Origin of the sequence: Flavobacterium sp. (assembly GCF_027484705.1) — a bacterium.
Classification (GTDB): domain Bacteria; phylum Bacteroidota; class Bacteroidia; order Flavobacteriales; family Flavobacteriaceae; genus Flavobacterium.
This window is the reverse complement of sequence record NZ_JAIXSL010000008.1, coordinates 1-25437: the sequence shown is the minus strand read 5'-3', so window position 1 is coordinate 25437 and position 25437 is coordinate 1. Positions and strand designations below refer to the sequence as shown.

Sequence of the window (25437 nt, the reverse complement as noted above, 5' to 3'; positions counted from 1 at the left end):
GCCATTAATCTTTAATAATTTTCTCCACTTTCACGCCTTTCTCAGTGTAAACTTTCAGAAAGTAAATCCCATTTGTTTTCTGACTTAAATCGAAGTCAATTGCCAGTGAATTGGCGGTCATGGTTTGGATGATTCGTCCTTGTACGTCATATAATTGCAAAGAAGTAATGTTGTCTTTCGCAGTAATATGCACCATGTTTTTCGTCGGATTCGGCGCCACAGTTACCGATGCATTCACAAAGTGATGCGCCGCTAAAAGCGCGGTAATGGTTGATGTTGCCGTATTGGTTTCGATTGGGAAATTATAATCAAAATAAATATCCGCCTTATTTTCAATCGTATCGCCGATTTCGAGATTGCCTTTGGTTCTGATTTTAAACGCTACGTAACCATGACTTGCCGGTTCGTCTTCAGTTTCTGTAGGAAGATTGATATTCGCAAACTGGAATTCCACTTTGTTGTTGGTAATCTTTGTTACTTGCGGATGTGAAGCACTCGTAAGTTGTAAGGAAGTCATATCGAATTTGGTTGTGTCGATGAGGTCTTTTACGACAATATGCTCTGCTGCAAACGTCCCTGAATTTTGAAAACGAATCAGATAATGCAAATAATTGCCAACCATTGCTGTGGTAACCGAAGCGCCTTCAAGGCAGGTTTTGTCATTCGGATCATAAGAACCTACAACGGTTTGCGACAAAGCAAAAGTATTGTCGGTAGTAGTTTCATCCTCTGAAATCGGATCGATGGAAGCTGTAAAAGCTAGCACATCTCCATTACTCACTGCTGGGATTTCCTGAGGCGAATTCACATTCAGTATCAGATCGATCATCCGGTTTTCAAACGGTAATAAATTGCTATAAGCCCAATCCAATTGATTTACGGATTGTGAAGTATTGCCGGGAGTGGCAGTAACCAAATCCAAAACGGCATCGTCAAAAGTAAAATGGATGTTGCCTGAAAGTACCTGGTTGCCCTTATTTTTATAAACCAAACGATAACGGGCGTCAAAACCTGGTCTCGCTATTTGAATAGGAATGATCGTAATTTCAACATCTTTATGTATGCCATTCGGCGTGATACAAAAGTTTTGAGTGTATGTGTTGTTATTGTTATCAGAAAAATTGATGCTGGTTGCTGCTGGAGATACTGTAAAATAAGGTCTTTCAAATTCAGGTTTCACTACAAAATCTCCGCCTTGGGTGTAGAAATTGTAAATTCCAGCATTGTTGGTATACGTAACTCCGTTTTGGTAACTACTGCTAATGCGGAGCCTGCCATCTAAAAATTTATAATCATTGTCATCGCAGCCATTGTTGTCGAAATCAAAAGATACGGTTCCTGTAATGGTATTGTAATTTCCTCCGGGAACAAAAGAACAATAAGTATTGATTTCAATAGTGTTGATTCCTTCGTCCTCTAAAAGATGTTCCTGATCTTCCCTGTCCGTTTCATCAAGGCACAGGTATACTAAATTCGGGCAGTCTAAATCGTCTGATGTCCAGATTAAATCCTTTTTGCCGTTCTTGATGTTGATGCTGATGAGGTTCGGATTGTGGTCGATATAATAATCAAGATCAGAATCCGGGCATTCTGTTAAGCCACTAAAATCAAGGGAAGTGAACAGATTGTGGCTTACGTCTACTTGGGTTAATTTGTGTAAATTGGAAAAATCGATCGAAGTCAGCTGATTGCCGCTGCAGTTGAGACTTTTTAAGTTGGTGTTTTGAGAAATATCTAAGGAAGACAAATGGTTTTCATAACAACTCAACTTGGTCAGGTTGCTTAAAGCCGAAAGATTTAGGTTGGTCATGAAATCATTTCCGTTGAAACGTATTTCCTCTAAGAGGATGTTATAGTCAAAATTGATCGAGGTTAGATTCGTGTTGCTGGCTTCAAAATACTTTAAACTGGTTAAATCATTTAAGTTTAGATAGGTCAGATTGCCGTTGTTGCTGGCACATTTAAAATATTCAAGATTGACCAATCCGTCCAGAATGAGCGTGCTTAAGTCAGTGTCCTGCGCCGAAAACGTTTTTAAGCTGATGCAGTTGGTCAAGTCTAATTCGCTGATGTGCGTAGCGTAGAGCGATACTGTTTTCAGGCTAGCCAAACCGCTGACATTCAAAAAACTGATGTGTCCTCCATATCCAACGCTTAGGCTTTCCAAACTTGTCAAACCCGCAAGGTTGGCAGAAGAAAACCCGCATTTGGTGAAATGTAATGATTTTAAGGATGTCATTCCCGACAAATCAATCGGCGTTGCAATCGTGGTATAGGAGCCAAAACTTAAAGATTCAAGATTCACAAAAGCTTGGATTCCTGTAATATTATCAAAAGTACAGCTGTAGAAACTAAGGCTTGTTACTGCGGCAGCTTCGTCTGCCTGAATTTCACCATCGGCATTAACGTCGATGCTGTCGCCGTAATTTAATAATTTACTTTTGAATGCCGGGTCCGGAATATCTACAATTTGCGCATTGCCCAGGAAAGAGAAAAAAGCAGCAAATAGACACAGGTAGAAATGCTTCATATTGGCAATGTTTTGCCAAAGATACAGTTATGCTATATTGGCACAGCACATTGGCTGCAAAATTCGATAAGGGTTATAAAATCACCGATGAATAACGTCTTTTTTTCAAATGAAGTGGTTTGTTCAATAATCAAACCGCTGACTTTCATCTTCGTATGTGCTGTTAAGGCAAAAATCAGCGGCTTTATTTTAATAAAAATAAGGAAGTTATTCTTTAATGATTTTCTCCGTTTTGGTTCCTTTTTCAGTAATGATTTTCACAAAGTAAACGCCGGTAGTTTTTTGGCTCAAATCGAAATCAAGCTGTTCTGCGTTGGCAGTCAAGGTTTCTAAAATGCGTCCTTGCACGTCGAACAATTGCACTGAAGTAATATTGCCTTTCGAAGTAATGTGAACGATATTCTTTGTCGGATTCGGAGTTACATTCACGGAAGTGTTTTCAAAAGTATTCAACCCTAAAAGTGCCACCGTCGAAGTCGCCGTGTTGGTCTCAATCGGGAAATTATAATCGAAATAAATATCAGCTTTGTTCGCCACCGAATTGCCAATCACGAGATTGCCTTTGGTTTTGATTTTAAACGCAACGTAGCCGTGACTTCCGGGTTCGTCATTGATTTCTGCGGGAAGATTGATGTTCCCAAATTGAAACTCCACTTTGTTGCCTGTGATTTTCGTCACTTGCGGATGTGAGCTACTGGTGAGCTGCAATGAACTAATGTCAAATTTGGTCGCATCGATAACATCTTTCACGACAATATTTTCAGCAGCAGCGGTTCCCGAATTCTGAAAACGGATCAGATAATGCAAATAACCACCGACCATTTCAGGCGTAATCGCATTGCCTTCGAGACAGGTTTTGTCGTTGGGATCGAAGGAGCCTACTACGGTTTGTAATAGAGGAAACGTATTGTCTGCCACGGTTTCATCGCCAACAATGGGGTCAATGGAAGCTGCAAAATTTAGAATGTCTCCAATATTAACGGCAGGCGTTTCTATCGGCGAGTTTACATTTAAAGTAAAATTTATCGTTCTACTTTCAAAAGGTAATAAGTTGCTATAGTTCCAATTCAAATTATTTGGTGTTTGATTGGTTAGCGTAGGATTTGAAGAAACGAAATCTAATACCGTATCATCAAAAGCAACATTCACATTGCCAGAAAGGGTTTGATTGCCTTTGTTTTTATAGACTAACTGATAGTGTGCATCAAATCCTGGTCTAGCCTGCCGTATCGGTAAAATAGAAACTTCTATATCATTATGGACGCCAATTGGACTGATACAAAAGTTCTGAGTTTGGACGTTATTATTAGCATCTGCAAAAGTTATTGTTGCGGACGGTGGCGATACCGTAAAATATGGGTTTTCAAACTCGGGAGTAATTTGAAAATCTCCAGTTTGTGTATAGAAATTGTAGTTTCCTGTGGAAGAAGTAAAGGTTGCGCCAAATAGAGCAGAAACATCACCTATTTTTATTTTACTGTTGGGAAAATGATAATCGTTTACATCACAACCGTTGTTGTCATTGTCTAAAGTTAATGTTCCTGTAATAGTGTTGTAATTTCCGCCGGGAACAAAAGAGCAATAAGTATTTACTTGAACATTGCTTAAATTATCATTTTGAATAATATTCTGGATACTTTGAAATTCATCATCATCTACACATATATAATTTAAATTGTTACAACCGTCAAAATGATTTATGAAGTCAGTTGTTACGCCATTTTTTACGTTCAAATATCTTAAATTAGAAATATTATAACAACTCAAAATAGAAATTGAAGTATTTGAAATATCTAAAGATTCAAATTCATTGGCGTAACAAATGAAAGTTTGTAAATTTGATAAATGGGTTAAATCTATAGTTGTTATATCGTTTTGATTGCATGCAAGCCGCGTTAAGTTTACCAAATTAGAAACATCTAATGATGTCAACTGATTTCTTCCACAATCCAACTCAGTCAAATTTGTTAAATGATTCACATTCAAGGTCGTTAATCTATTTTGAGTACAATTTAATTGAGTTAAATTATTTAATCCTGTTAAATCAATTGAAGTTAAACGGTTCATTTCAAAATTTAAATATTGAAGATTTGTTAAACTTGCAAGGTTTAAATTCGATATTTGATTATCAGTACAATGTAAATGGGTAAGATTAACAAACGCCTCAATACCTGTTAAGTCATATATTTCCGGATTTGGATTATGACCAGTATAAGATATGCTTTGCACCAGTAACGCTTCACTAACCTGAATTTCTCCATCATTATTGAGATCAATAGTCGGGGTACGATTTAACAAGTAATTTTTAAAAACAGGATCAGGAATGTTTACAATTTGCGCATTTACTGAAAAAGATAAAAAAGCAACCAATAAACAGAAGTAAATATTTTTCATGTTGAGGAAAATTTTTCTAAAGATATTTGTACAAAAACAAATAACAATAGATTTTCCTGTATACTCGATAAGGGTTGCGAAATCACCGATGAATATCCGCTTTATTTCGAATGAAGTAGTTTCGTTAAAACCAAACCGCTGACTTTCATCTTGGTATGTTCTGTTAAGACAAAAATCAGCGGCTTAATGATTAATGATGATTTCGAAGTTATTGTTTGATAATTTTCTCGGTTTTAGTGCCTTTTTCAGTAATGATTTTCACAAAGTAAACGCCGGTAGTTTTTTGGCTCAAATCGAAATCAAGCTGTTCTGCGCTGGCGGTCATAGTTTCTAAAATACGCCCTTGCACATCAAACAATTGCACCGAAGTGATGTTTCCTTTTGAAGTGATCGTAATTTTATTTTTCGTCGGATTGGGTGCGATACTTACAGATTTATTTTCCACTTGATTTATGCCCAAAAGCGCCACCGTCGAAGTCGCAGTATTGGTTTCAATCGGGAAATTATAATCGAAATAAATATCAGCTTTGTTCGCCACCGAATTGCCAATGATGAGATTTCCTTTGGTTTTGATTTTAAACGCAACATAACCATGACTTCCGGGTTCGTTATCGATTTCTGCAGGAAGATTGATGTTTGCGAACTGAAACTCAACTTTATTTCCAGTAATTTTCGTCACTTGCGGATGCGAAGTACTGGTGAGTTGCAAAGAGCTAATGTCGAATTTTGTGGTATCGATAATGTCTTTCACGACAATGTTTTCCGCAGCAGCGGTTCCCGAATTCTGGAACCGGATCAGATAATGCAGATAACCGCCGACCATTTCTGGTGTGATGGTGTTGCCTTCGAGACAGGTTTTGTCGTTCGGATCGAAGGAGCCAGTTACGGTTTGATCGAATTCGAAAACGGTGTCTGCAGGCGTTTCGTCTTGACCGTTGGTTGAAATGGTGGCCACATAATGCAAGTTGTCGCCAATATTCACAGCGGGTATTTCTTGAGGCGAATTCAGATTGAAGACGGCAAATATTTCTCTGCTTTCGAAAGGATATAAAGCAGAGTAGCTCCAATTCAGATGGTTTAAAGATTGGTTGCTGATGTTCGGATTGGCCGATACCAAGTCTAAGATGGCATCGTCGAAATTCAAATCGATGCTTCCCGATAAAATCTGATTGCCTTTGTTTTTGTAGACGATTCTGTAACCGGCATCAAAACCCGGTCTTGCATTGCCAGTAGGTATTAAAGTAATTTCAACATCATAATGAATACCCAGTGGCGTGATGCAGAAATTCTGAGTTTGAGTGCTACTATTCACACTCGCAAAATTGACGGTGGCCGAAGTCGGCGAAACTGTAAAATACGGGTTTTCTAAAATAGGGGTCAACACATAATTTCCGGCTTGGGTGAAGAAACTATAATTTCCATTAGCATCTGTAAAAGTACTGCCGGTTATGGTTGTCGTATCATTAATAGCAATTTTGGTGTTCGGAAAATGCGAATCCAAGGCATCACAACCGTTGCTATTGGCATCAAAAGTTTGTGTTCCTGAAATGGTGTTGTAGATTCCGCCGGGCGTATAAGTGCAATAGGAATTGACCTGAACATTGGTCATCTCACTGTAGGCTAAAATTTCCTGCACGCGGGGAATGTTCTCTTCATCAGCACAAATCAATCGGAGATTCGGACAAAATTCACCATTGAAACTAATGAGATACGGGTCAAGAGGCCCATATTTCATATTCACATAGGTGAGGTTTGGATTAAAACTAAACTTAAACTGGTTAGCCTGAAAACGTTGAATGGCATTGATGTTATTAATAGAACTAAGATCCAATGATGGTATTAAATTATTAGAACAATCAAGATTTGTAAGATATGCTTGATGCGTCAAATCCAAAGCCGTCAATTGATTGTTCTGACATTCCAAGTACGCCAGATTCGTAAGATTGGTTAAATCTAAAACCGACAGATTGTTCTGATAACAATAAAGATAATTTAAGTCTACTAAAGTAGAAACATCTAAAGTGCTCAATTGATTTTGGTTGCACCCTAAGACTTGCAAATGGATTAATGGTGTAACATTTAAAGCAGTAAGCTGATTTAGAGGACATCCCAATCGTGTTAAATTGGTAAGTGCCGTTACATTCAAGCTGGTTAATAAATTTTCACCGCATTCCAACTTGGTTAAATTTAGCAAATGATTCACGTTTAAATTAGTGATATTGTTGGCATTGCATCTGAGCTCGGTCAGATTGGTTAAACCTGTCAAATCAAGAGCAGCAAGCCCGGGAAAACCGGAATAATCATTATTATTGGCGCAGTCTAAAAACTGAAGTGCCGACATTCCGGTTACATTTATGGCGGTCAATTTACAGTGATTGCAATTCAACCAATTAATGGCATTGGCGCCCGTGGTCACTAATGAGTTTAAACTACGGCAATATTCACAATTTACTGTTTTTAGATTGGATAAACCCGCAAGATTTAACGAAGTGAGCGTGTGGCAATAAGAGACGTTTAAATCTTCCAGAGCCGATAATCCGGTTACATCAATCGAAGTCAGCGCTAAGGAATAGTTGCAATTTAAAATTTTAAGTTGCGGTAAAGAAGCGATGTTAAAAGTAGCTAGCTGCGTGCAATAAGCCGTACTGACACTTTGAAGACTGGACAACCCTGAAAGCGTTAAGGTATTCAGGACATCATTATCGTTAAGGTTTAACACCGTGAGATTTGATAGTCCGGAAACGTTAAGCGTGGTAAGGCTACTGCGCCCGATTGATAAATTTTGCAGATTGGTTAACATCGATACATCTAAAGAGGCAATCGGAGTCATATAGAAAGACACGGTTTGCAATGCGGTTAAGTTGCTTAAATCTATAGTGGTCAGTCCATGCATATCACTCAATTGCAGACTGGTTAAGTTGCTGAAAGCACCCAATCCGGTAAGGCTTTGAATGTTTTGCGTAGGATTCCAAGGGATTGATAATGAAGTTACTGCCAAGGCTTCACTGACTTGAATTTCGTTATCGTTATTGGTGTCAATACCGGCGTAAAGTAAAAAAGATTTAAAATCAGCGTCGGGAATGTTGACGATTTGGGCTTGAGCAATGAAAGTTACTAAGGAAAATACTAAAATGAAGTAAATTTTTTTCATAGTGGTGCATTTAGACTTTAAAGATAGCCAATTCAAAACAAGAAATCATGTGATTCAAATTAAATTTGCGCTAACAATTAGAATTCGATTGGTTTCTTAAAAACAAAATTCACCGTTACAATCGACAGACGGAATCTCTATTTCCTCAAAATCTTACTCAAAATACTAAACGCTCCGCGAATAAAACTCGCACTCGTTACCACTTTCAATACCGATTTTCCAACCACACTTGCTGTGCTGGGTTCGCTGCTTTTGGTTTCTTTCGCTTCTGTTTCTTCGGCTTGCGTTGCTTGCTCGTAGGCGGCATCGATTTTTTTGGTCAGCATTTCGTAGGCGCTTTCGCGGTCGATGGTTTCGTTGTATTTGCGCACCAATTTCGATTTTGCATTGATTTCGGAAATTTCTGTATCGGTCAATATGTCCATTCGGCTTTGTGGTGCGCGAAGCATTGTCGCCGCTAAGGGCGTTGGAATTCCTTTTTCATTAAGGGCAGTTACTAAAGCTTCTCCAATACCGAGTTCGGTAATGAGCTCATCGGTTTTGTAAAATTCGGAAGTCGGATAATTGTCGGCCGTCAGGTTGATGGCTTTTCGGTCATTGGCTGTAAAAGCGCGCAAAGCATGCTGGATTTTCAAACCCAATTGCGCGAGCACGCCACTCGGAACATCCATCGGGTTTTGCGTAATAAAGTAGATGCCAATGCCTTTCGAACGGATCAGTTTGACGATGGTTTCAATTTGGTCTAACAAAGTATCGCTGGCTTCGTTGAAAATCAAATGTGCTTCGTCTATAAACAATACGAGTTCGGGTTGGTCGGCATCGCCTTTTTCGGGCATTTGCTGGTAAATTTCAGCCAACAAACTCAACATAAAAGTCGAGAATAATTTGGGTTTGTCCTGAATGTCAGTCAATCGAATGATGTTCACGTAGCCTTTTCCATTTTCATCAAAACGCATTAAATCGTTGATGTCGAAAGAGGTTTCTCCAAAAAACAAATCGGCGCCTTGCTGTTCGAGCTCGATGATTTTCCTTAAAATGGTTCCGGTGGTCGAAGTCGATATTTTGCCGTAGTTGGTTTCGATTTCGTCTTTGCCTTCTTCAGTGATATAATTGATCACCTTTTTAATGTCTTTCAGATCGAGCAAAGGCATTTTGTTGTCGTCGCAATATTTGAAGATTACCGATACGACTCCGGCTTGTGTGTCATTCAGCTCTAAAATTCTGGAGAACAATACTGGTCCGAATTCAGAAACCGTCGCGCGCAGTCTGATGCCATTTTGCTGCGAGAGTGTCATCAACTCGACAGGGAAATTGGATACACTATAAGGTACATTGATTTTTTTATGCCGTTCGGTAATGAAAGGTTTTTCTTCACCCGCTGCCGCAATTCCGCTAAAATCACCTTTGATATCCATCATCAAAACCGGAATGCCGAATGAGGAGAGTTGTTCTGATAATACTTGAATTGTTTTTGTTTTTCCTGTTCCTGTGGCGCCCGCGATGAGTCCGTGGCGGTTTAGGGTTTTCAATGGAATTTTGACTTGGGCTTCAGGGATGACTTCGCCGTCTAACATTGCCGCGCCGAGTAGAATACTATCGCCTTTTGAAGTATATCCTTCGCGGATGATTTGCGTAAAATCTGATTTTTTGGTCATGTTCAGGGTTGTTTATGAGAAATTCACGAATCTAAGCGCAAGATATATTTTTGAATTTATTCTTCGGAATGAATTCAAAAGTATTTTTTATTAAAAAATCAGATTGGATAAGAATTGGTACTATTTGTAGAATTATTACGTTATGGTTCAATGGACTGATGAAAAGATTGAAAACCACGTGTTTCTGTTTTCTTTTTTGAAAGAAGAATAATGCCACAAACAGCGGGTTTTTCAGGACTTTTAAATTAATTACAATTAAATTAAAAAAAGTTTTTTTATTACAACTAAAAAATTAAATTTGCTCCTATTCAAGTTTATTTACAACTAAAACTAATAAATTATTTAAAAAAATTTAAAAATTAAAAAAATGGCAAACGTTAAAAAAGAAGGTGGTTCAAATTTAGGAGGAATGTTCTCTGGAATCGTAATTGTAGCATGTATTCTTGTCGGGTGGATTATTTGGAATTTCATCATGGGAGCAGGCTCAAACTTTGAAGGTGGAGTAAACACAGGAACACCATTAAAAGGAAATTATCTAGCAATGGTATACAAAGGAGGGCCAATCGTTCCTGTTTTGATGGGATTGTTGTTGATGGTGGTTGTTTTTTCAATTGAAAGATATTTTGTTATTACTAAAGCTACCGGAAAAGGGAATTTAGACCAATTTATGAAATCTATTCAGTCAAGTGTAACCAAAGGAGATATTGAAGGTGCTTTGGCTGCTTGTGACAAACAACAAGGTTCTGTTGCCAATGCGATTCGTTCTGCGTTAGTGAAATACCAAGATGTTAAAAAAGAAGGTTTCACCAGTGAAGAGGCAGCGGAAACGATCCACAAAGAAATCGAAGAAGCAACTTCATTAGAAATGCCAATGTTAGAGCAACACATGACGATCTTGTCTACTTTAGTTTCTTTGGGAACACTTGCAGGATTATTAGGAACGGTAACAGGTATGATTAAAGCGTTTGCCGGATTAGCTGGTGGCGGTGGAGCAGATTCAGCAGAACTTGCAAACGGTATTTCTGAGGCTTTGATCAACACGGCTACAGGGATCTCGACTTCTGCATTAGCGATCATCTGTTACAACTTCTTTACATCAAAAATTGACAGTCTTACTTATGCTATCGATGAAGCGGGTACTACTATCGTGAATACTTACAGACATTTCAGAGGTAGCTTAAAACAATAATTTTGATAGTAATTATCAATATACAAATACACAAACAATGGCAATAAAAATGAAAAAAAAGTCTACATCGACCGACATGACGGCGATGTGTGATGTTGCATTCCTTTTGCTTACGTTCTTTATTTTGACTGCTACTGCTAAAGTTCCTGAAGTAATGCCTGTTGATACACCGGCATCTACGGTGCAGACTAAGTTGCCTGAAAAAGATTTGGCCACTTTAACTGTAGGTAACGGAAAAGTGTTTTTTGATGTCAAAGGAAAAGATGTTCGTATCAGAACCCTTGAGTTAATGGGGAATAAATACGGCGTGAAATTCTCTGAAGACGACCAAAAAAGCTTTGCAATCATGGAAAGTTTTGGCGTGCCTATGGGAAGCCTGAAACAAATTCTAGACATGAAGCCCGCAGACAGAAAAAAAGTGGAGCAGCCTGGAATTCCTAAAGATTCTTTGGACAATCAATTGGCTGATTGGGTTCAGAACGCTCGTATTGCCAATATTGAGTTGCATGACAAAGAATTGGAACTCGCCATAAAAGGTGATGCGAAAGAAGAATATCCGATCATTAGAAAAGTCATGGATATTTTACAGGATCAGAAAATCAATAACTTTAGTTTGGTTACTGGTTTGAGAGGAAAAGAAAAATAATTTAAAAAATATACTAAATGGCTGAATTAAATACCGGCGACGGTGGTGGTAAAAAAGGCAGTAAAAAGGTAAGGAGTAAAAAATCGAATTCTAAAGTGGATTTGACCGCGATGGTAGATTTGGCTTTCTTATTAATTACGTTCTTTATGCTTACCACAACGTTGTCTAAACCTCAATCGATGAATTTGGGTTTGCCAGATAAAGATCCGGACAAAGATAAAAATAAAGATGTCAAAGTAGATGAGAATCGAACGATGACCATATTGTTGGGTGACAACAATAAATTAGTTCGTTATGTAGGATTATTGGCTACGCCTGTAGCTGGAGGAGCACCAAAAGATTTTGCTTACGGTAAAGACGGTATCCGTCAAGAATTGTTGAGCAGAAAAGAAAAAGTGCTTCAATATACCGGAGATAAAAACAAAGGAATGATTGTGATTATCAAACCAAGTAAGAAGTCTAATTACCGCAATCTGGTTGATGTGCTCGATGAGATGGCGATTGTTAATGTTCCTACTTATGCGATTGTGAATGAGTTTACACCGGAAGAATCAAAATTGCTTGGAGATTCGGGTACAACATCAGCTCCGGCTTCTTCAACTGAACCAACACCAGCGAAACCTTAATCTAATTAAAAAAGAAAAGACATGAAATTAGATTTATTAAAAAATCAATGGGTGGATATCGTTTTTGAAGGACGAAACAAACTATATGGTGCTTACGATTTGAGAATGTCAAACGGAAAGACCAACTTCAAATCACTAATTATCGGAGGTGTTATTTTTACTTTTTTAGTGAGTATTCCTGTATTGGCTAATTTCCTTCCTAGTGGAGACGATGAAGCCGTTTTGGATCAGAAAATCACCACAGTAAAATTACCGCCAAAAGAAAAACCGAAAGAAAACTTACCACCGCCACCGCCACCGCCACCAAAAGTGGATCAGGTTAAATTCGTAAAACCGGTAGTAGCAAAAGCAGAGGAAGTTGTTGAAGAACCGCCAAAGATTAAAGAAATCGTCGATAAGAAAATTGGTGCTGAAACGATCAAAGGTGATCCGGATGCAGAATTAACTGTAGAGCCAGTGGGTAACGGTCCGAAAGAAGTCGTTGAAGAAGACAACAACATCTACAACACCGCGGGGATTGAGGTAAAACCGGATTTCCCTGGAGGTATTGAAAAGTTCTACAAATTCGTTGGTAAAAACTACCAGGTTCCTGAAGAGGAAGGATTGAAAGGAAAAGTTTTCGTTTCTTTCGTAGTAGAAAAAGATGGTTCGTTGACTGATATTAAAGTAATCCGTGATATAGGTTACGGAACTGGTAAAGAAGCCATCCGCGTTTTGAAGTCTTGTCCTAAATGGAATCCGGGCGAACAAAACGGTAAGAAAGTTAGGGTGCTTTATTCCTTACCAATCAATATTCAATCTGCTGAATAATGTTCAGCAAATTAGTTATTAATTTCAAAAAGAAATCGCCATCACAGCGATTTCTTTTCGTTATAGGAATCCTCTTTTTTGTGTTGTATCTGGTGTTAGGGTTAATTGTCATTTTCTGGCAAGCCATGCCAATCGTCATGCCCAATCATTACCGAATCGCTTTTGGCCTGTTATTGATTGTCTATTCGTTTTTTCGATTTGCCCGTTTTTTTAATGCAAATTCATAAAATTATGAGAAAATATTTCAATATTGTAGTATACATTTTGTTGATTTTTTTAGTTATCACTTGTAAAAAAGAAGAAGCTAAAGAAACCATGCTCGAAGGCAATACGACGATGTTCGTTGATGAAACCTTAAAACCCATCGCAGAAGATCAGGTTCAGGTTTTTGAAAGCCAATATGAGGCAAAAATTACAATTGCACCTAAATCAGAAGCCGAAGTGATTCAAAGTTTGGTCAAAGCTGGTTCAGGATTAGCTATTCTTTCGCGAACTCTTACTAAAGAGGAAACGGACTATTTCAACAAGAAAAAAATATTCCCTAAAATAACGCCTTTTGCCAAAGATGCAATCGCATTGATTGTCAATAAAAATACTAAAGACACCTTAATCACGTTAGAGCAGATAACAAATTTGATGAAAGGGATCAGACTACCAGGTTTCAAAGGATTGGTTTTTGACAACCCAAACTCCAGCACAGCAAACTATTTTTGTGCATTGACAGGAGTGAAAAATCTGCCTGCTGAAGGGGTGTTTTCATTTAAAACCAATGAAGAAATGATTCAATACGTAGCCCAAAATGATGGAATGATTGGCGTTGTGGGAATTAATTATATCTTTGAGCCCTCAAATGAAATCAGGGACAATTTAGATAAAGTCAACGTCCTCAACGTATTGAATCTGAAAGATCACAAGTTCTATGCGCCAACACAAAGCAGTATAGCTGCAGGCCAATATCCTTTGGCACGCGATTTGTTTGTCGTCAACGCCCAAGGATTTTCAGGCCTTGGAATGGGGTTCGCCTCATTTGTTTCAAGCGACATCGGACAGCGGATTGTATTGAAATCAGGACTCGTTCCTGTGAAGTTTCCTTCGAGAAAGATTCGCATCCGAAGTACCATCAATAATGATAAAAAGTAAAATTAAATACAAGAACATGAACAGATTTAAGATTTTTAGCTTCCTACTTATTGCAACGGCAACAGTTAGTAATGCTCAAGATATCGAACAAGCTAAAAAAGCCATTGATGCCGAACAATATGAAAAGGCTAAATCAATGCTCAAAACTATATTACAAGCCAAACCAGGCAATGGAAAAGCTACATTTTATTTAGGGAATATTTACCTGAAACAAAATATAGAAGATTCTGCTAAAATCTTTTTTCAAAAAGGATTGACTGCGACCGAATCTCCAAAATGGAATTATATTGGTTTAGGTCAAATCGACCTTGATAATGCAAACGCCACCGCAGCTCAGGCTAATTTCGACCAAGCCATTAAGGATATCAAGAAAAAAGACATCGAAGAGTATATCAATATCGCCAAAGCTTATATGAACAGCGATAAGCCCAATTATAAAACAGCCTTGACTTATCTTGAGAAAGCCAAAGCGGTCAATCCTGCTGATGCCAATCTTCAAATGGCTTTAGGTGATGCTTATTATGGTGACAAGAATCAAAACGAATCCTACGCGGCTTACCGAAATGCTTTTCAAACAGATCCTAGTTTGATTCGTGCCAAAATGCAACTTGGTGTTTTATTGAAAGGAGCCAAATCCTACACTGAAGCCGTAAAAGCTTACGATAACGTAATCGCAAGCAACCCAAATTACGGTCCTGTTTACCGTGAGTTGGCTGAAACTTATTACTACTGGGGAAATAACGAACCTAAAAAATACAACGAATACATCCAAAAAGCCTTGACTTATTATGAGAAATACATGTCTTTGACGGATTATTCTTTAACATCCAGAATGCGTCACGCAGACTTCCTGATCTTAGCCAAAGATTATAAAGCTTTGGAAACGGAAGCCAATGCGATGAAAGAGCTTGACAAAGTAAACCCAAGAATCCTTCGTTACTTAGGTTATTCAGCTTACGAAAACGGAAACATCGATGTGGCCATAAAATCAATCCAAGACTTTATCGCCAATCCCGGAAGCAAAGTAATTGCGAGAGATTACCTTTATTTAGGTTTGTCGAAACTCAAAAAAGCCAATAACATTGAAACCAAAGTGGTTGATCAGGTCATGTTTGCTGCAGGAGTTGCAGACATCAAGAAATCAGTCGAAATGGAAATCAACATGACCAATGACCTCAGTGAAGTGGGTAAAAAATTCTATGAACAAAAATTGTTTAAGGAAGCTGCAGCCATCTACGAAATCGCCACCGGCAACCCTAATTCAAAGAACTTCTTACTTGATAATTTCTATTTAGGAAATTCATTATACTACAACAACACCAGAAAAGATGTCGTAAAACCCGATGTTGCCGAACTTCAGAAAGCCGATGCCGCTTTTGGTAAAGTGATTGAAGCTTCACCGACAACTCAAGACGCATACATCTTTAGAGCACGTGCGAACCGATTGCTCGAAAATGAAGAAATGATCATCAAATATTACGAAGATTATCTTCGTGTCGTGACGGAGAAAGGCGAGGAGGAAGTCACCAAAAACAAGGCGAAGTTCATCGAGAGCTACAACAACATCGCTGCAAGTTATGCCAACAGCGATAAAGCCAAAGCCAGAGAGTATTTCAACAAAACTTTAGCGTTAGATCCCACAAACCCTTACGCTACGGAATCGTTAAAGACCTTAAAAGAAAATCCAAAAAAATAATTTCCTAAAAACCGATAGTTTAAAGCTGTCGGTTTTTTCTTTTAGAAGCTCATCCTGCTGTCCATTCATAGCTTTGGCGCACCCTTGCTTTTTTGCAGGCCAAAAAAGGAGCTTCTTGGGGCGCTCTTTTTTGTCCGCAAAAAATGCAAGGCTCACACCAAAGGCTAACCATTGCCATCAGGGCTAGGAACTGTGTTTTCCAAAAGACGTGAAACCGACAACCGACAACAACTTTTCCTTATCTTTGCCCTTTAAAATATAAAATGCTAGCAAAAGAAACACAAACGGCCGTCGAGAAAGGCATCATGCTTCCGCTTATGGAAGAATTTTATACCATCCAAGGCGAAGGATTCCATACCGGGACTGCCGCCTATTTCATCCGAATTGGAGGTTGCGATGTAGGCTGCCATTGGTGCGATGTCAAAGAAAGCTGGAATGCCGAATTGCATCCGCCAACACACATTGAGAAAATTGTCGAAAATGCCGCCAAATATGCCGACACCGTTGTCGTAACCGGAGGCGAACCGCTCACTTGGAACATGGCGCCTTTAACCCAACGGCTCAAAGACCGTTACTTAAAAGTGCATATCGAAACTTCGGGAGCCTATCCACTAACCGGAATTTGGGACTGGATTTGTCTGTCGCCCAAGAAAAACAAATTGCCTACACAAACGGTTTATGACAATGCTGATGAACTCAAGGTCATCGTCTACAACAAACACGATTTCATCTTTGCCGAAGAACAGGCTGAGAAAGTCAACAAAAATGCCATTTTGTTCCTACAACCCGAATGGAGCAAGAAAGAAGAAATGACGCCATTAATTGTTGAATATGTAATGAATAATCCCAAATGGCGCGTGTCATTGCAGACGCATAAATATCTAAACATACCATAAAGAATGCGCAGAATTTTATACATCACACTAACTTTTTTCATCATTCAATTATCTTACGCTCAAGAAAAAATTGCTGATGAAAACATTTATAGCTTAGCTGTGGTAGATAAAAAACCTGTATATGAAGATGGTATTGAAGCCTTTTCAAAATGTATTAGTGCTAACATCGAGTTGCCCAAAACAACAGAATTCAAAGGAGGTAAGGTAATCGTGAGTTTTGTTATCAATAGTGATGCTACTACTACAGAGATCAAAATTTTAAAAGATCCAGGTTTTCAGACTGGAGAAGAAGTCAAAAGATTGTTGGCCATCTGTAATCATTGGATTCCGGGTGAATTGAATGGAAAAAAAGTGCGTGTCAATTACGTTTTACCAATCACAATTCCAGCTTACGAGCCTGAACTTGTTTCGGAAGTAATTCAGGACGTAGTTGATACGAGTAAAGTATATGATGGGAAAATGATTGAGAAAATCCCTGAATTTCCGGGTGGAATTGAGGCCTTTTATAGATATGTCGGTAGAAATTTTAGGACACCAATGATTGAAAAACTGAGTGGAAAAATATTTCTTTCCTTTGTCATTGAGAAAACAGGTAAAGTAAGTAATTGTAAGGTAATCCGCGACATTGGTTATGGCACAGGACAAGAAGCGATTCGTGTTTTAATGGGATGTCCAGATTGGATACCAGGTATGCATAACGGAGAACCTGTAAGGGTTTTATACAGTTTACCAATCAATATACAAGCGAATCGTTGACATTGATATCGAACATAAAATCACGTAACTAATATTAAGAAGATGAAGCTTATTTTATTTTTCGCGATTACTTTTTTTTCGCTTCAAACCCTTCAAGCCCAAGACACCAATGAAGTTTCGGAAGCACCAGTTCTTGAAGCCAAAGATGTCGATGTGCAGCCCGAATTTCCAGGCGGCATTGAGAATTGCTATACTTTCTTTTACAAAAATTTTAAAAAACCTGAAGTTCCAGAGCTTATAGGTAAAATTTTCCTAGGATTTATTGTTGAAACCGACGGCTCACTGACCGACATTAGAAGCATCAAGGATCCTGGTTTCGGAACCGGAGCCGAAGCGGAAAGGGTACTCCAACTCTCCCCGAAATGGGTTCCCGGAAAAAAAGACGGTAAAAGGGTACGCGTTCGTTACATCCTTCCGATCGGAATTCATACAGAATAAAAAGACTATGAAATTACAATTTCTTTTAGACCCAGACATTACGTTTTTAAACCACGGATCCTTTGGCGCTTGTCCAAAACCGATTTTTGAAAATTACCAATACTGGCAGTCGGAGCTCGAAAAGCAACCGGTGCAGTTTATAACCAAGCACATGGCTGGTTATTTAAAAAATGCCAAGGAAGCCGTGGCCGAATATGTTGGTTGCTCGCCCGATGATTTTTTCTTTACTGCCAATCCGACGGTGGCCATTAATACTGTAATGCGCAGCGTTAAGCTCGAACCCGGCGATGAAATCCTGACGACCAATCACGAATACGGAGCGATGGACAGAACGTGGCATTTCTACTGCGAAAAATCCGGAGCCAAATACATCCGACAAAACATTTCGTTGCCGATACAATCCAAAGAAAGCTTACTCGAAGAATTCTGGAAAGGCTATACATCCAAAACAAAAGTGGTGTTTCTCAATCAGATTTCGAGTGCTACGGCATTAATTTTTCCGGTGAAAGAAATCATTCAAAAAGCAAGATCACTCGGATTGATCACCATTATAGACGGTGCGCACGTTCCCGGTCATATCGATTTGAACCTCACCGAACTCGACCCTGATTTTTATACGGGAACATTGCATAAATGGATGCTCTCTCCAAAAGGCTGTTCGTTTTTGTATGTCAAAAAAGAACTTCAGGATGCTATTGATCCGTTGGTTGTGGGCTGGGGTTACCAAAGCGAAAATCCGGGCAAAAGTAGGTTTTTAGATTACCACGAATTTCAAGGCACCCGCGATATTTCGGCATTTCTTACAGCACCGGCGGCCATTAAGTTCCTCAAGGAAAATCATTGGGATGAAAAAGCAGCACAGTCCAAGCAAATGATTCTCGAGCATTATGGAAAGTTTTGTGATCTGGTAGGGTCAACGCCGATCTGCCCTGTTACTAATGAGTTTCTGGGACAAATGTGCAGTATTTCCATTAAAACGAATCAGCCGATGGTATTGAAGGAAACACTATTCCAAAAGTATAAAATCGAAATTCCCGTCATGAAAATTGACAACGGTATTTTTCTAAGAATTTCGTTAAACGCTTATAATGATTTAAAGGATCTGGAACTCCTTGATGAGGCATTGAAAGAGATCAAAATGAAATCGGATTTGCTTTTATAATTTTACCGCATTTTTAATTAGATTCGCCTCTTTTTCAAATCATTAAAACTAAAGTTCAATATTTGTTTGTATTATTGTACCCTAAAATTTATTAAAAACCCAATGAAAAAATTAATTACCTTACTACTAGTTATTACATCTTTCGCAGCATTTTCCCAAAGAAGAACTTGCGCTACGATGGATATATTGCATAAGCGTATGGAAACTGACCCTGAATTTGCTATGCGTCATCAGGAAATGATGGATTTTATTTACAATCCAAACAATCCACAAACCCTATTCAGACAACCCAATGCACCTAGTATAGTAGTGACAATTCCTGTTGTCTTTCACGTACTCTATAGTAATGCAACGCAAAACATTAGCGATGCTCAAATTAATTCCCAATTAACAGTTTTAAATAATGATTATAGAAAGTTAAACGCTAATTTTAATACTGCAGTTCCAGCTGCTTTCAGACCATTGGCTGCTGATATGGAAATTGTTTTTTGTAAAGCTACTAGAACACCAACTGGAGTAGCCACCACGGGAATTACGAGAAAATCGGTGAGTACTTCTTTTGATCTTGAAACCCAATACTACGAGAATGCAGGAGAACCTGCTTGGGATACCACTAAATATCTAAATATATGGATTGGTCAATTTCCAACAGGTTCCGATATTTTAGGATTTGCTAATCTACCAGAGACAGGAGTTGTAGGGTCAAGTTTTGACGGTCTTTGTATTGGAAACCAGTATTTTGGCACTACCGGGACAGCTACTGCTCCATTTAATTATGGAAGAACAGCTACTCATGAAATCGGGCATTACCTAGGTTTATTGCATCCTTGGGGAGACGATGGCGTTGCTTGTGGAAATCCATATATTGATCCCCAAACACCATCAAATGATGATAGAGTCTCAGATACTCCAGAGACTAGAAGATGGTATTTTGGTTGTCCAACTTTTCCAACGAATACTTATTCTTGTGCAACTACCGCGAATGGTTCTATGTTTATGAATTATATGGATTATGTAGATGACGCTTGTATGGGAATGTTTTCTAATGGTCAAAAGGTTGTAGTACAAAATACGTTAGCTGGACCACGATTAAGTTTGTTGTCATCAAACGGTTGTACTTCATTAGGTTTAAATGAAGTCGCTGCCATTAAAGCTATCGCGGTCTATCCGAATCCAGCATCTAAATATTTTATGATAACATCGCCACAAGTTGATATCGATGAAGTTGAAATTTTCAACACTGTCGGGCAATTGGTGAAAACACAAAAACTTGCACAAGCCAACAATGTCATTAATATCGAAGATTTGGCGTCGGGAACTTATTATTTAAGGATATACAATGCGGGAGAATTCCTAAAATCAGACAAAATCATCAAGAAATAATTTTTATTTAATTGATCTAAAAAATCCCGAAAGTGAATACTCTCGGGATTTTTTTATGTCCAGCCTTTTCGTTTTTTGAGTTTCGTGATATGCGCCAAATGGTGGTTGCCATGCCACGCATAAAGCCCAATAATTTCCTTCAATTGGAATTCCTTTCCATGTTCGGGATGAATTAAAGACCTTTCGAGTTCCCCGGAAGTTAAACTTTTCATTAAAAAAGCCAACCGATAATGCAATCCTTCGAGCAATGCTAAAGTCGGCGCAATCGGCATTGTTTTGTTGTCAATCAATTCCGACCAGCGGTTTTCATAATAAAACTTGATCGTCGGTTTATCTTCGGTTAATGTCCATTTAAGTCGAATAAAGCAATTCATATGACTGTCCGCGCAATGATGAATTACCTGTCGAACGGTCCAGCCATCCGGGCGATAAGGCGTGTCGAGTTGTTCGTCCGTCAAATGCGAAACTTCTTTTTTCAACCGCTCGGGAAATGAGGCAATCTCGTCAATGCGTTGTGACAAATACTCCGAAGTATATTCCTGAACCGGAACAAACTTCCCAATCGGATAGCGTAATTTTTCTATATCGATAGCTTCCATTTCTAATATTTCAATTTGAGTTATAGTTTAAAAAAGTCGCGCCAGATAATCAAAATGCTCGCCTTCCAAAACCAATTCACATTGCAATCCGTTAGCGAGAGCAGTGTTTTGCAAGGTATTGTAATCAATATACATCCAATCAAAAGCGTCTTCCTTTTCGCCTTTATATTCGATATTGAAAACAACTTCGCCGTAATATTCGTTTTCTGACGGAATCCATTTACCGCCGTCTTCATCTTCGTCAAACATATAAATGATGTCGGAACTGTCGAGCAGGATTTGCCCGTTTTCATTTAATAAAGACTTCAATTTTAAAAGAAACGCACCAACATTTTTAAGCCGCCCGCACATGCCTGCGCCGTTCATCAGCAATAAAATGGTGTCGAATTTTTCACCATCGATTGTCATTACATCCTGAACATTTGCTTTTTGAATGCCGCGCAGTTTACAAGCCTGAATGGCATTGGCCGAAATATCAATCGCAGTGACATCGAGTTTTCTTTCATTTTGAAGATACAAACTGTGGCTGCCCGCGCCGCAACCTACATCGAGAATTTTTCCTTTGGCCAGCTGTAAGGCTTGCTGTTCCATTTTCGGCATTTCGTCATAAGAACGGAACAGATAGGCCACGCTCATGTCATCGGCTTCTGAAATCGAAGTTTCCGTAATCAGATCTTGAGGATTGTTGTTGGTTTGAAAATCGAGGATGGCTTTTCCGAAAAGATCTTTCATGAGGGTTTATTTGGTTATTCGGTAATTTGGTTATTCGGTAATTTGGTTATTTGTTTTTGCCTAATTTTGCGGTTCACATATCGAATAACCGAATTGACAAATCCACAAATCCACACACTGCAAAAGCTTGCCAAAGATAAGCATATCGAAAACAAAAAGTATTTCGACAAGCTCAAAAAAAAGACACCCAAAAATCTCGATTATGTGATGCAGGAAATTCACGAGGCCGAATTCAAAAGAACCGATTGTCTGACTTGTGCGAATTGTTGCAAAACGACTGGCCCGCTTTTCACTTCGGCTGACATCGAGCGCATCGCCAAACATTTACGCCAGAAACCGCAGCAGTTCATCAACCAATATTTGCGCATTGATGAAGACAACGATTATGTTTTGCAAAATGTTCCGTGTACTTTTCTCGACGCGGAGAATTACTGTATGATTTACGAAGTGCGCCCGAAAGCTTGCCGCGAATTTCCACATACTGACCGCAAAAAATTCCAGCAGATTACCGATTTGACTATGAAGAATGTAGCTATTTGCCCTGCGGCTTACAATATCGTGGAGGAAATGAAAAAGCGTTTGCCGTTATGATTAATTCGGATTCGCCACCAAAAAACTGTCTGGATAAATCAGGTATTTTCTTCGCATTTCCTTAAATTTTTCAATGCCGGCTTTCCAGGTTGCGCGGATTTCCTCTTCAGACATGCCGCCTTCAATTTGCTGTTGTAGTTTTTTCGTTCCGGCAAGTTTGGTGAAATACGAGTTGAAGAATTTAGATTGTTCTTCAGTTTCGTTATAAGCCTTGATGAGCCATTTGAGTTCGAGATGGTTCACTTTCTGGATTTCAGACAAATCTTCACCGCAACAGATTTTACCGTTCCACGGCGGATCTTTTGCGCCTTCATTCGGCATTGGTGTGAAACTGTAATGGTTCGCAGTCAGGTAAGGTGAACCGTAAACTTGAAATTGTTTATTCGTGCCGCGCCCAATACTGACGTTGGTTCCCTCAAAAAAACAAAGGCTTGCGTAAAGGTTGATTGCCTGGTCGTTCGGTAAATTTGGTGAAGGTTTTACCGGCAAACTGTATGGCATTTCACGGCGGTAATTTTCACACGGTACAATTTTCACTTTGCATTGGATGCTGTCCTTGAGCCATTTCTCGCCATTGATCATCAGCGCATATTCGCCAATCGTCATCCCATGCATCACCGGAATCGGATGCATACCTACAAAACTTGAATATTCTTTTTCGAGGATCGGTCCATCGACAATGTTTCCATTCGGATTTGGTCGGTCGAGTACGATGAGTTCGACGTTGTTTTCTGCGCAGGCTTCCATCACATAGTGTAAGGAGGAAATGTAAGTGTAGAAACGCGCGCCCACATCCTGAAGGTCAAAAAGCAACACGTCTATGCCTTGCAATTGTTCCGCAGAAGGTTTTTTATTGTTGCCGTAAAGGGAAATAATCGGAAGTCCGGTTTTGGTGTCTTTGCCGTCCACAATCAATTCGCCCGCATCGGCAGTTCCTCGAAATCCGTGTTCGGGCGCGTATATTTTGACAAGATCAATTTTGGTGTTTTGCACGATATAATCCACGACATGCATCGTGATGGTTTTGGTAGTTTCCTGCTGTGAATGGTTGACGGTATCGATGATCGAAAGCGGGGAATCAAAAGTCACGAGTCCGGTTTGGTTGGTCAGGATGCCGACTTTTTTGTTTTTCAGTAAGGAGAAATAACTCGACATATTGTCGGTGCCGGTCATAAATTTGGTCGACTTGATTTTGCTTTTCACTTTGGTTTGCGCCGGAACTGAATAATTGACGGGTGTTGCCGTTTTACACGAAACCAATACTACGGAAACGAGCAACAACGCAAAAAGCCTTTTTGTAATTGCATCAAAAGCGGAGTTCTTGCCAGAGTGATATCCTAAATCATAAATCATAAATCCTCAATAAATTAATCCTAAAATCGTTCTAAAGCTGTATTTTTGGACACACAATTCAGAACAGAACCACATTGAATCTCGAATATTTTATAGCCAAAAGACTCATTACGGCTAAAGGGCGTAAAAGTAGTATATCTGCACCAATTATAAAAATTGCGATTTCGGCCATTGCGATCGGGATGGTGATGATGATTGTTTCGGTGGCGACAGGTATTGGTTTGCAGCAGAAAATCCGTCAGAAAGTTTCGGCGTTCAATGGCAATATTATCATCTCCAATTACGATGACAACCAATCGCAGGTCAGCGTCACGCCCATATCAATTCATCAGAGTTTTTATCCGAAGTTTACCAATGTTGAAGGTATTAGTCATGTGCAAGCTGTCGCATCCAAAGCCGGAATTATCAGAACCGCAAGTGCTTTCGAAGGCATCATTTATAAAGGCGTCGGCAAAGATTACCAATGGGATAACATTCGCGAGTATATTACGGAAGGCCGCGCGCCTGATTTGATGCATCAACTTAACAATGAAGTTTTGATGTCTCAGTTTTTGGCGAACCGGCTCAACCTCAAACTTGGCGATACGTTCAACACGTTCTTCATGAAAGAAGACAACAACCAACTGCCGAACCTGCGTGTGTTTAAAATTGTCGGCATCTACAATTCCGGTTTTCAGGAATTTGACTCAGCCTACATTATCGGCGATATCCGTCATTTGCAGCGCATCAACAAATGGCAACCTGATGAAGTTGGCGCGTTTGAGGTTTTCGTAGACGATTTCACCAAAATCAAAGAAAAAGGCGAGGAAGTTTATGAGCAGACCAATTCCACACTCGACACGCAAACGGTCGCGGAGAAATACTATTATATATTCGAGTGGCTGCAGCTGTTCGATTTCAACATCATCGTCATTTTGGTCGTGATGATTGCTGTCGCCACCATCAATATGGTCGTCGCATTATTGGTGCTCATTCTCGAACGCACCCAAATGATCGGCATCCTCAAAGCACTCGGCGCCAACAACTGGAGCGTCCGGAAAGTGTTTCTCTACAACGCATTTTACTTAATCTTACGCGGATTATTCTGGGGCAACCTGATCGGAATAGGATTGATTTTAATCCAGCAATATTTCGGAATCATCAAGCTTAATCCCGAAAATTACTACGTCAACGAAGCGCCAGTTTACCTCAATTGGATGTATATAGCAGCACTCAATCTCGGCACAATCATCGTCTGTTTGCTCATATTGCTGATCCCATCGTACATCATCACCAAAATCACTCCGGTCAAAGCCATCCGTTTCGATTGATTTTTCCTTAGGAGCTATTTCCCGCTGTCCACTATATCTTTTGTTCCGAACCCCAGAACAAAAGGATGCCGTTACCATCGGGGCTATGGCAATGGTCTTCTCAAGACTTTCTGGGTTTCTTAATTTGCGTCTTTAACAGCATTACATACAAAAGAAAAAAAACTTTTTAGTTCAAAAAACTTACGGCCAGAGGTTTAGGGAATGTTAAGAAAAAATTATCAAATTTCGCATCAAAAAGATTTGCTAAAGCGGAAAGTGTTCTTATCTTTGCACCCCGCAGAAGGGAATATGTTCTTTTAAATTACTGGTAATAAGCGAGAAGAAAATAAAATTAAAATTTATTTTACAAAACGCTTGCAGGAACAAAAAGAATGGTTACT

At 39.2% G+C, this 25437-nt stretch carries 20 protein-coding genes; 13 read left to right on the top strand and 7 right to left on the bottom strand.

Annotated elements, in window-relative coordinates; all coding sequences use genetic code 11:
• Nucleotides 1–4: 4 nt before the first annotated feature.
• The 4 genes from Q0058_RS04555 to Q0058_RS04540 all read right to left on the bottom strand — a co-directional run bounded on the left by Q0058_RS04555 (nt 5) and on the right by Q0058_RS04540 (nt 9730).
• The gene (locus Q0058_RS04555) at nt 5–2530 is read right to left on the bottom strand and encodes a leucine-rich repeat domain-containing protein (protein WP_298221559.1); all 2526 of its coding nucleotides are present in this window, start codon (nt 2528–2530) and stop codon (nt 5–7) included.
• A 207-nt stretch (nt 2531–2737) separates the two neighbouring features.
• Nucleotides 2738–4264, bottom strand: coding sequence for a T9SS type A sorting domain-containing protein (locus Q0058_RS04550; protein WP_298221558.1), 1527 nt, complete (start codon nt 4262–4264; stop codon nt 2738–2740).
• A gap of 868 nt (nt 4265–5132) precedes the next feature.
• Nucleotides 5133–8075 carry a T9SS type A sorting domain-containing protein gene (locus tag Q0058_RS04545; protein ID WP_298221557.1) on the bottom strand — a complete coding sequence of 981 codons (2943 nt, stop codon included), beginning with the start codon at nt 8073–8075 and terminating at the stop codon, nt 5133–5135.
• A 137-nt stretch (nt 8076–8212) separates the two neighbouring features.
• Nucleotides 8213–9730 (bottom strand): helicase HerA-like domain-containing protein, encoded by a 1518-nt coding sequence (locus tag Q0058_RS04540; protein ID WP_298221556.1) that lies wholly within the window; start codon nt 9728–9730, stop codon nt 8213–8215.
• 367 nt (nt 9731–10097) lie between these two features.
• On the opposite strand from Q0058_RS04540, the gene Q0058_RS04535 reads away from it, so the two are divergent.
• The 11 genes from Q0058_RS04535 to Q0058_RS04480 all read left to right on the top strand — a co-directional run bounded on the left by Q0058_RS04535 (nt 10098) and on the right by Q0058_RS04480 (nt 20472).
• On the top strand, nt 10098–10919 hold the full coding sequence (locus Q0058_RS04535) for a MotA/TolQ/ExbB proton channel family protein (RefSeq protein ID WP_298221555.1): 822 nt from the start codon (nt 10098–10100) through the stop codon (nt 10917–10919).
• 37 nt (nt 10920–10956) lie between these two features.
• Nucleotides 10957–11565 carry a biopolymer transporter ExbD gene (locus tag Q0058_RS04530; RefSeq protein ID WP_298221554.1) on the top strand — a complete coding sequence of 203 codons (609 nt, stop codon included), beginning with the start codon at nt 10957–10959 and terminating at the stop codon, nt 11563–11565.
• 17 nt (nt 11566–11582) lie between these two features.
• Nucleotides 11583–12191, top strand: coding sequence for a biopolymer transporter ExbD (locus tag Q0058_RS04525; RefSeq protein WP_298221553.1), 609 nt, complete (start codon nt 11583–11585; stop codon nt 12189–12191).
• Nucleotides 12192–12212: 21 nt separating this feature from the next.
• Nucleotides 12213–13001: an energy transducer TonB gene (locus Q0058_RS04520; protein WP_298221552.1), complete on the top strand. Its 789-nt coding sequence runs from the start codon at nt 12213–12215 to the stop codon at nt 12999–13001.
• A 231-nt stretch (nt 13002–13232) separates the two neighbouring features.
• Nucleotides 13233–14141: a PstS family phosphate ABC transporter substrate-binding protein gene (locus Q0058_RS04510; protein WP_298221550.1), complete on the top strand. Its 909-nt coding sequence runs from the start codon at nt 13233–13235 to the stop codon at nt 14139–14141.
• Between the two features lie 16 nt (nt 14142–14157).
• Nucleotides 14158–15837 (top strand): tetratricopeptide repeat protein, encoded by a 1680-nt coding sequence (locus Q0058_RS04505; RefSeq protein ID WP_298221549.1) that lies wholly within the window; start codon nt 14158–14160, stop codon nt 15835–15837.
• Nucleotides 15838–16100: 263 nt separating this feature from the next.
• Entirely contained in the window at nt 16101–16733 is a 633-nt protein-coding gene (locus Q0058_RS04500) for a 7-carboxy-7-deazaguanine synthase QueE (RefSeq protein ID WP_298221548.1), read from the top strand.
• Nucleotides 16734–16736: 3 nt separating this feature from the next.
• Nucleotides 16737–17489, top strand: coding sequence for an energy transducer TonB (locus Q0058_RS04495; RefSeq protein ID WP_298221547.1), 753 nt, complete (start codon nt 16737–16739; stop codon nt 17487–17489).
• A 42-nt stretch (nt 17490–17531) separates the two neighbouring features.
• On the top strand, nt 17532–17927 hold the full coding sequence (locus Q0058_RS04490; RefSeq protein ID WP_298221546.1) for an energy transducer TonB: 396 nt from the start codon (nt 17532–17534) through the stop codon (nt 17925–17927).
• A gap of 7 nt (nt 17928–17934) precedes the next feature.
• A complete protein-coding gene (locus tag Q0058_RS04485) occupies nt 17935–19089 on the top strand; it encodes an aminotransferase class V-fold PLP-dependent enzyme (protein ID WP_298221545.1) in 1155 nt (384 codons plus the stop codon).
• A 102-nt stretch (nt 19090–19191) separates the two neighbouring features.
• A complete protein-coding gene (locus Q0058_RS04480; RefSeq protein WP_298221544.1) occupies nt 19192–20472 on the top strand; it encodes a M43 family zinc metalloprotease in 1281 nt (426 codons plus the stop codon).
• Nucleotides 20473–20525: 53 nt separating this feature from the next.
• Here the strand turns inward: Q0058_RS04480 and Q0058_RS04475 are convergent, their stop codons facing one another.
• Nucleotides 20526–21071 carry a YfiT family bacillithiol transferase gene (locus tag Q0058_RS04475; RefSeq protein ID WP_298221543.1) on the bottom strand — a complete coding sequence of 182 codons (546 nt, stop codon included), beginning with the start codon at nt 21069–21071 and terminating at the stop codon, nt 20526–20528.
• Nucleotides 21072–21098: 27 nt separating this feature from the next.
• Complete coding sequence (locus Q0058_RS04470; RefSeq protein WP_298221542.1) at nt 21099–21803, bottom strand: class I SAM-dependent methyltransferase; 705 nt, start codon at nt 21801–21803, stop codon at nt 21099–21101.
• Nucleotides 21804–21896: 93 nt separating this feature from the next.
• Between Q0058_RS04470 and Q0058_RS04465 the strand changes: the two genes are divergently transcribed.
• Nucleotides 21897–22394 carry a YkgJ family cysteine cluster protein gene (locus tag Q0058_RS04465; RefSeq protein WP_298221541.1) on the top strand — a complete coding sequence of 166 codons (498 nt, stop codon included), beginning with the start codon at nt 21897–21899 and terminating at the stop codon, nt 22392–22394.
• On the opposite strand, the gene Q0058_RS04460 is transcribed toward Q0058_RS04465, so the two are convergent.
• A complete protein-coding gene (locus Q0058_RS04460; protein ID WP_298221540.1) occupies nt 22395–23747 on the bottom strand; it encodes a DUF1343 domain-containing protein in 1353 nt (450 codons plus the stop codon). It abuts the gene before it with no gap.
• A gap of 74 nt (nt 23748–23821) precedes the next feature.
• On the opposite strand from Q0058_RS04460, the gene Q0058_RS04455 reads away from it, so the two are divergent.
• Entirely contained in the window at nt 23822–25057 is a 1236-nt protein-coding gene (locus Q0058_RS04455; protein WP_298221539.1) for an FtsX-like permease family protein, read from the top strand.
• The last annotated feature ends 380 nt before the right edge of the window (nt 25058–25437 follow it).